The organism is Streptomyces sp. PA03-1a (assembly GCF_033792805.1).
In the GTDB taxonomy this organism is placed as follows: Bacteria; Actinomycetota; Actinomycetes; order Streptomycetales; family Streptomycetaceae; genus Actinacidiphila.
Window position 1 is genome coordinate 1 of record NZ_JARAVO010000371.1, and the last position, 6,180, is coordinate 6,180.

Here is a 6,180-nt window from a genome sequence, read left to right on the forward strand (position 1 = left end):
GCTTCCGGCGAATCGGCTGGCGTGGTCACGTCCGGGCCCGTCCTTACAGGTGCTGCTGATGATCAGGTCACCTATAGAGACCGTCCAAACCCGTCCTCGGTTGTGCGGAGTTGTTCAGTTCCGTCCGAGGGCTTCAGGGACGGTGGGCCGGTGTGAGCTCAGGCCGTGTGGGTCACCCGCTCGCTCTCCCGGCGTTTGTCCAGGTCGGCGGGGGGAAGCCGGTCCAGGTTGCGGCAGAGCACGACGGAGGCGCCCGCCGCCAGCGGTGCCAGCAGCCCGGCGGCCAGACCGTCCCAGTCGTCGTACGGCCGGCCCGAGAGCAGCCGCGCCCCGGCCGTCAGTCCCAGGGCCGCGGCGGACGCGCGGGCCCGTTCGACCACCTGCGCGCCGGTGAGCTCCTCCCCGCCCGGCAGCTCCAGCGCGGGCGCCTCAGCGTCCACCGGCGCGTACGGGACGAAGCGGTCGCCCTGGGAGGGGACCTCGACCGCGTAGTCGAGGAAGCCCTCCGGCGGCTGCGGGAAGCGGCCGCCCAGCGGGCGCAGCGCCAGCGCGACCCGCTCGCCGGAGCAGGCGCGGGCCTCCTCCAGGGCGTCCGGGCCGGAGACCACGAGGTCGGCCTCGCCCGGGTCGCCGCCCGGCACCACGACCACGCCGGTGGAGAAGCAGGCGAGCACCCATACCGCGGTCTGCCAGTGCGCCGGCAGCAGCAGTGCCGCACGGTCACCCGGCTGGGCGCCCAGTTCGTCCTGGATGAGGTTGGCGGTCTTGGCCACCCAGTTGCCGAAGGTGGCCACCGACAGTTCGACGCGTTCGCCGGTGGCGTCGTCGTAGAAGGTGACCAGGGGCCGGGCGGGGTCCGCCGCGAGCGCGGAACGCAGCAGGTCGGCGGGTGTACGGGCAGTCGATGTCACGCGGCCCAGGCTACGTCAGGCGGGACCGTCCCGGGTGCCTCTGATGGGCCGGCAGAACAGGACGGCCCGTCAGATCCCGGCTGCGCGTTCTGGGGCGTTATGTAACTGTTCTTCCCATGCGTGCACTTCTTGCGACGTCGATCTCCGCGGCGTGCATGGCTGCCCTCGCCCTGCCGCTCGCCTTCCCCTCCGGTGCCACCGCCACCATCCACGCGCCGGTGCGGGCGGCCGCCCCCGACACGCCCCCCGGCGACACCCACACTCTGCCGCTGGCCCCGCTCGCCACCTCCGGCCGCGCCATCGGCACCCCGCTCGCCCAGGGGCTGCCCGCCCGTGCCGTGCGACCGTTCTCCCTGATCGGCATCACCTGGGACGACGTCGGCACCGACCTGCGGGGCACCGTCCAGGTCCGGACCCGCGCCACCGGCACCGGCATCTGGTCCGGCTGGCGCACCGTCGAGGCGCACAACGACGACGCCCCCGACGCCGGCTCGCCCGAAGGCTCGGCCTCACCGGTGCGCGGCGCGACCGCCCCGCTGTGGGTCGGCCGTTCCGACGGGGTCGAGGTGCGGGTCGTGCCCGAGGCCCCCACCGGCAGGCGCGGAGTGCGGCCCGGCCTGCCCAGGGGACTGCGACTGGAGATGGTCGACCCCGGGGACGAACCGGGTGACGGGTCCGGCGACGGCCCAGGCGACGACCTGGGCGGCAGCTACCTCGACCCCGACGCCGCGCTGGACCCCGGGCCCGCCGGTCCGGGGGTCGGCGGCCCGGACGGCGGTGGCCCGGACGGCGGTGGCCCGGACGGCGGTGGCCCGGACGGCGGTGGCACCACGGGCGGCCCCTACAACGGCGGCGACCCCTTCGACGGCGTCGGCCCCAGCGAGGCCGGCGACCCGCTCGAAGGCGTCGGGCCCAGCGAGGGGGGCGACCCGCTCGGCGGCCGCCGCCCGCAGGACGGCACCACCACCGACACCGCCGCGGACCCGAGCGACACCTCGGGCACCCCGGTCGAGTCCCCCTTCGTCCCCGCGCTCACCCGGTCCCAGACCGAGGCCCTCACCGGGCATCGCTTCACCGGCGCGCGCCCCCGCATCGTCACCCGGTTCGGCTGGGGCGCCGACGAGCAACTGCGCAGCGAGGAGTCGGAGTTCACCGACGACGTCAGCGCGATCTTCGTCCACCACACCGCCACCGGCAACGACTACGAGTGCTCCGACTCCCCCTCGGTCATCCGCGGTATCTACCGCTACCACGTCAAGAGCAGCGGCTGGCGCGACATCGGCTACAACTTCCTCGTCGACAAGTGCGGAGACATCTACGAGGGCCGCAGCGGCGGCGTCTCCAAGGCCGTCTTCGGCGCGCACACCCTCGGTTTCAACGAGCACACCATGGGCATCGCCGTGCTCGGCGACTACTCCGAGGAGCAGCCCACCCGTGAGGCCCTGTCGGCCGTCGCCCGGCTCGCCGCGTGGAAACTCGGAATTTACGGCCGTGATCCGGAGGGCATGACATACCTGGTGTCCGGAGGGAGCAACAAGTACCCGAAGGGTACGCGGGTCCGCATGAACGTCATCTCGGGCCACCGGGACGGATTCGCCACGCAATGCCCAGGAACGGAGTTGTACGACGATCTCGGCATCATCCGCCGCACCGCGGCGGGGCTCCAGGGCCGCTGATCGCACCCTGCATAGGATTGGCCGCTCATGCGTTCGGCCCGCCAGGAAGCGGAGACAAACACAGGTGACTGAAGCGATCCTCTTGGTCGGCGGCAAGGGCACCAGACTGCGCCCCCTGACGGTGCACACGCCCAAGCCCATGGTCCCCGCGGCCGGCGTCCCGTTCCTCACCCACCAACTGGCCCGGGCGCGCGCGGCGGGTGTCGAGCACATCGTCCTGGCGACCTCCTACCTCGCCGAGGTCTTCGAGCCGCACTTCGGCGACGGGTCCGCCCTCGGGCTGCGCCTGGAGTACGTCACCGAGGACGAGCCGCTCGGCACCGGCGGGGCCATCCGCAACGTCGCCGACCGCCTAGACTGCGCCCCCGGCGACCCGGTCCTCGTCTTCAACGGGGACATCCTCACCGGCCTCGACATCGCCGGCCTGGTCGCCACCCACCGCGACTCAGGCGCCGACGTCTCCCTCCACCTGACCCGGGTCGAGGACCCGCGCGCCTTCGGGCTCGTGCCGACCGACACCACCGGCCGCGTCACCGCGTTCCTGGAGAAGCCGGAGACGCCCGAGGAGATCGTCACCGACCAGATCAACGCCGGTGCCTACGTCTTCCAGCGCTCCGTCATCGACTCCATCCCCACCGGCCGCGCGGTCTCCGTCGAGCGCGAGACCTTCCCCGGCCTGCTGGCCGACGGTGCCCACCTGCAGGGCATGGTCGACTCCACCTACTGGCTCGACCTCGGCACCCCGCACGCCTTCGTCCGCGGCTCCGCCGACCTCGTCCTCGGCCACGCGCCCTCCCCGGCCGTCCCCGGCCGCTGCGGGGAACGCCTCGTCCTGGAGGGCGCCCGGGTCGCCGACGACGCCAAGCTCACCGGCGGCACCGCCGTGTCCGCGGGCGCCGTCATCGGCTCCGGGGCGGTCGTCGAGGGCAGCCTGGTCCTGGCGGGCGCCGTCGTCCACCCCGGAGCGACCGTCGTCGACTCCCTCATCGGCGCGGGGGCGGTCATCGGCGAGCGCACCGTCGTCCACGGCTCCGTCATCGGCGACTCCGCGCACATCGGTGCCGACAACGAACTGCGGCACGGGGTGCGCATCTGGTGCGGCGCGGTCATCCCGGATGGCGCGGTCCGCTTCTCGTCCGACCAGTAGGCGACCGGCTGCAGGCCGGTGACCGCCCAGGACCCCGGCCGGCGGGCGCACCCCGCCCACCGGCCGGAAACCCGGAAGCCGCAGGGCCCACGCCGTACCCTCGGAGGGTGCACCCCGAGCAGAGCCGACTCCTCCGCGCCGCGACCGGCCGCGTCCCCGGCCCCCGCACGCCCGGCCGCACCCGCCGCTGGACCCCCCGCGGCCCTCTGGACCTCGGCCTCACGCTCGGCCCCCTGCGCCGCGGCCCCGGCGACCCTGCGTTCCGCGTCGGCGCCGACCGCGCGGTCTACCGGGCCTCGCGCACCCCCGAGGGCCCCGGCACCCTGCGCATCGCCCGCCCCTCCGGCGGCGAGGTCGAGGCCGAGGCGTGGGGCCCCGGCGCCGACTGGCTCCTGGACCGCCTCCCCGGCCTGCTCGGCGACGCCGACGACCCCGCGGCCTTCACCGCCCGCCACCGCGTCGTCCACGAGGCCCACCGGCGCAACCCCGGGCTGCGGCTGACCCGTACGGGCCTGGTGCTGGAGTCCCTCATCCCCGCGATCCTCGAGCAGAAGGTCACCTCCGACGAGGCCTACCGCTCTTGGCGGGTCCTGCTGTGGCGCTTCGGCGAGCCCGCCCCCGGCCCCGGCGAGGAACTGCGCATGCGCGTGATGCCCGACGCCCGCGGCTGGGCCATGATCCCCTCCTGGGAGTGGCACCGCGCCAACGTCGACGGCAAGCGCTCCGCCGCCGCGGTCCGGGCCGCCCGCGCCGCCGCCCGCATGGAGCAGGCCACCACCCTCGCCCCCGCCGACGCCCTCGCCCGCCTCCAGGCCGTTCCCGGTATCGGCCCCTGGACCGCGGCCGAGACCCTGCAGCGCAGCAACGGCGACCCCGACGCGATCACGGTCGGCGACCTCCACCTGCCGCACACCGTCGGCTACGCCCTCACCGGCGCCCACCGCTGCGACGACGCGACCATGCTCGAACTCCTCGAGCCCTACGCCGGCCAGCGCCACCGCGCCGCCCGCATCATCCTCCTCACCGGCCGCCGCCCCCCACGTCGCGCCCCGCGCATGGCCCCGGGGAACATCGTGGCCCTCTGACCGGTGTGGAAACGGGTCAGAGGGCCGGGGAGGCCGTGGGCCGGCCGACGGGTCAGCCCATGGTCATCTTGGTCTTCCAGCCCACCCCGTCGGTGTTAGTGATGACGACGGTGCCGGCGCCGCTGAGCGCGGTCCTGCTGCCCGCGTAGAAGCGCACCGTTCCGTCGACCCGGAGCGTCCAGATGTCCGGGATGGCGTCGCCGTTCGCGTCCGGGGTCCCGTAGAAGACCCGGATGCTGGAACTGCTCCAGCCGGACGCCCCGTACTCGGTGTCGACGCCGCCTTCCGAGTTCACCGCCGCGGCCAGCGAGTCGAGCTTCACCCCGCCCGTCGCCGGGTCCTTGATGCCGGTGCGCAGCAGGAGCCGGGCACTGACGTCCGTCCGGTAGACCAGGTCGGTCACCCCGTCGCCGGTGACGTCCTGCACGGTGACGATGTCGCGTTCCGTCCACGGCGAGCTGGAGAGCCGGACGGCCTGGTCCACGGTGGCGCCGTTGTAGCCGACGAAGGCCCAGATCGCGTCACCGACGGTGAGGAAGAAGTCGGGCTTGCCGTCCCCCGTGGCGTCCCCGGCGGAGACAATCTGGGTGATGGTGTTCGGAGCCGGTGCGTTCGAGGGCAGCAGGATCTCCCGACGCTTGTCGATGTTCACCGCGCCGTAGCCGTCGCCGGGGTAGACCCACAGCTTGCCGTCCTTGATCGCGACCAGGTCCTGCAGTCCGTCGCCTCCGTAGACGTCCCCGAGGTGGGTGATCTGCGTGTTCTTCCAGTAGCCCGAGGGCGGGGCGATGTAGAGCGGGACGTCGTCGTCACCGCCGTTGGGATCCTTGGCCGGGTTCTCCCGGTAGGCCCCGGACATCGAGTAGCCCAGCGTGCCGGTGCCCTTGGTCAGGTCGGCCGGGTTGCCCTTGCTGGGGTACAGGCGCAGGTTGCCGTTGGCGTCCACGACCATCAGGTCGGGGAATCCGTCGCCGGTGAAGTCGCCCGCCTTGTCGGCCTCGTCACGCGGGGTGACGTAGAAGAAGTACTTGCGCGGATCCGACGCGTTCCCGGCGCCGTCGACGGCCCGGACGTACAGCACATTGGGGCCGGCCAGCGGCGGCTTCGCGCCCGACCAGGTCGTCAGCGTCGATGTCGGCGCCCCGTTGGTGCGCGTGACCGATCCGGTGTACGAGGCCGAGTTGAAGCCGTACTCGAACTTCACCACGTCGGTCTGCGCCGCCTTGAAGGTGAAGGCGCCCGCGGTGCCGAACTTGACGGTGCTCCACTTAGAGTCCTCGACGCCATTCTTGAAGCCGTCGTCGCTCGCGTCGGCGTCCGGGTACTGCGTCGAGGTCACGGTGGGTTCCTTTAACAAAAAC

At 73.3% G+C, this 6,180-nt stretch carries 5 protein-coding genes; 3 read left to right on the top strand and 2 right to left on the bottom strand.

Annotation, left to right across the window (positions count from 1 at the left end; translation table 11 throughout):
* Nucleotides 1–158 precede the first annotated feature (158 nt).
* On the bottom strand, nt 159–911 hold the full coding sequence (locus tag PV341_RS43110; protein ID WP_500328624.1) for a TIGR03089 family protein: 753 nt from the start codon (nt 909–911) through the stop codon (nt 159–161).
* 116 nt (nt 912–1,027) lie between these two features.
* Here PV341_RS43110 and PV341_RS43115 point away from each other — a divergent pair, with 116 nt between their 5' ends.
* The 3 genes from PV341_RS43115 to PV341_RS43125 all read left to right on the top strand — a co-directional run bounded on the left by PV341_RS43115 (nt 1,028) and on the right by PV341_RS43125 (nt 4,819).
* On the top strand, nt 1,028–2,587 hold the full coding sequence (locus tag PV341_RS43115; protein ID WP_500360747.1) for a peptidoglycan recognition protein family protein: 1,560 nt from the start codon (nt 1,028–1,030) through the stop codon (nt 2,585–2,587).
* A 64-nt stretch (nt 2,588–2,651) separates the two neighbouring features.
* On the top strand, nt 2,652–3,734 hold the full coding sequence (manB, locus tag PV341_RS43120) for a mannose-1-phosphate guanylyltransferase (RefSeq protein ID WP_500328622.1): 1,083 nt from the start codon (nt 2,652–2,654) through the stop codon (nt 3,732–3,734).
* A gap of 107 nt (nt 3,735–3,841) precedes the next feature.
* The gene (locus tag PV341_RS43125) at nt 3,842–4,819 is read left to right on the top strand and encodes a DNA-3-methyladenine glycosylase family protein (protein WP_500328621.1); all 978 of its coding nucleotides are present in this window, start codon (nt 3,842–3,844) and stop codon (nt 4,817–4,819) included.
* Between the two features lie 52 nt (nt 4,820–4,871).
* On the opposite strand, the gene PV341_RS43130 is transcribed toward PV341_RS43125, so the two are convergent.
* Nucleotides 4,872–6,180: FG-GAP-like repeat-containing protein (locus PV341_RS43130; RefSeq protein WP_500360749.1), on the bottom strand; the 1,309-nt coding region annotated here is incomplete at its 5' end.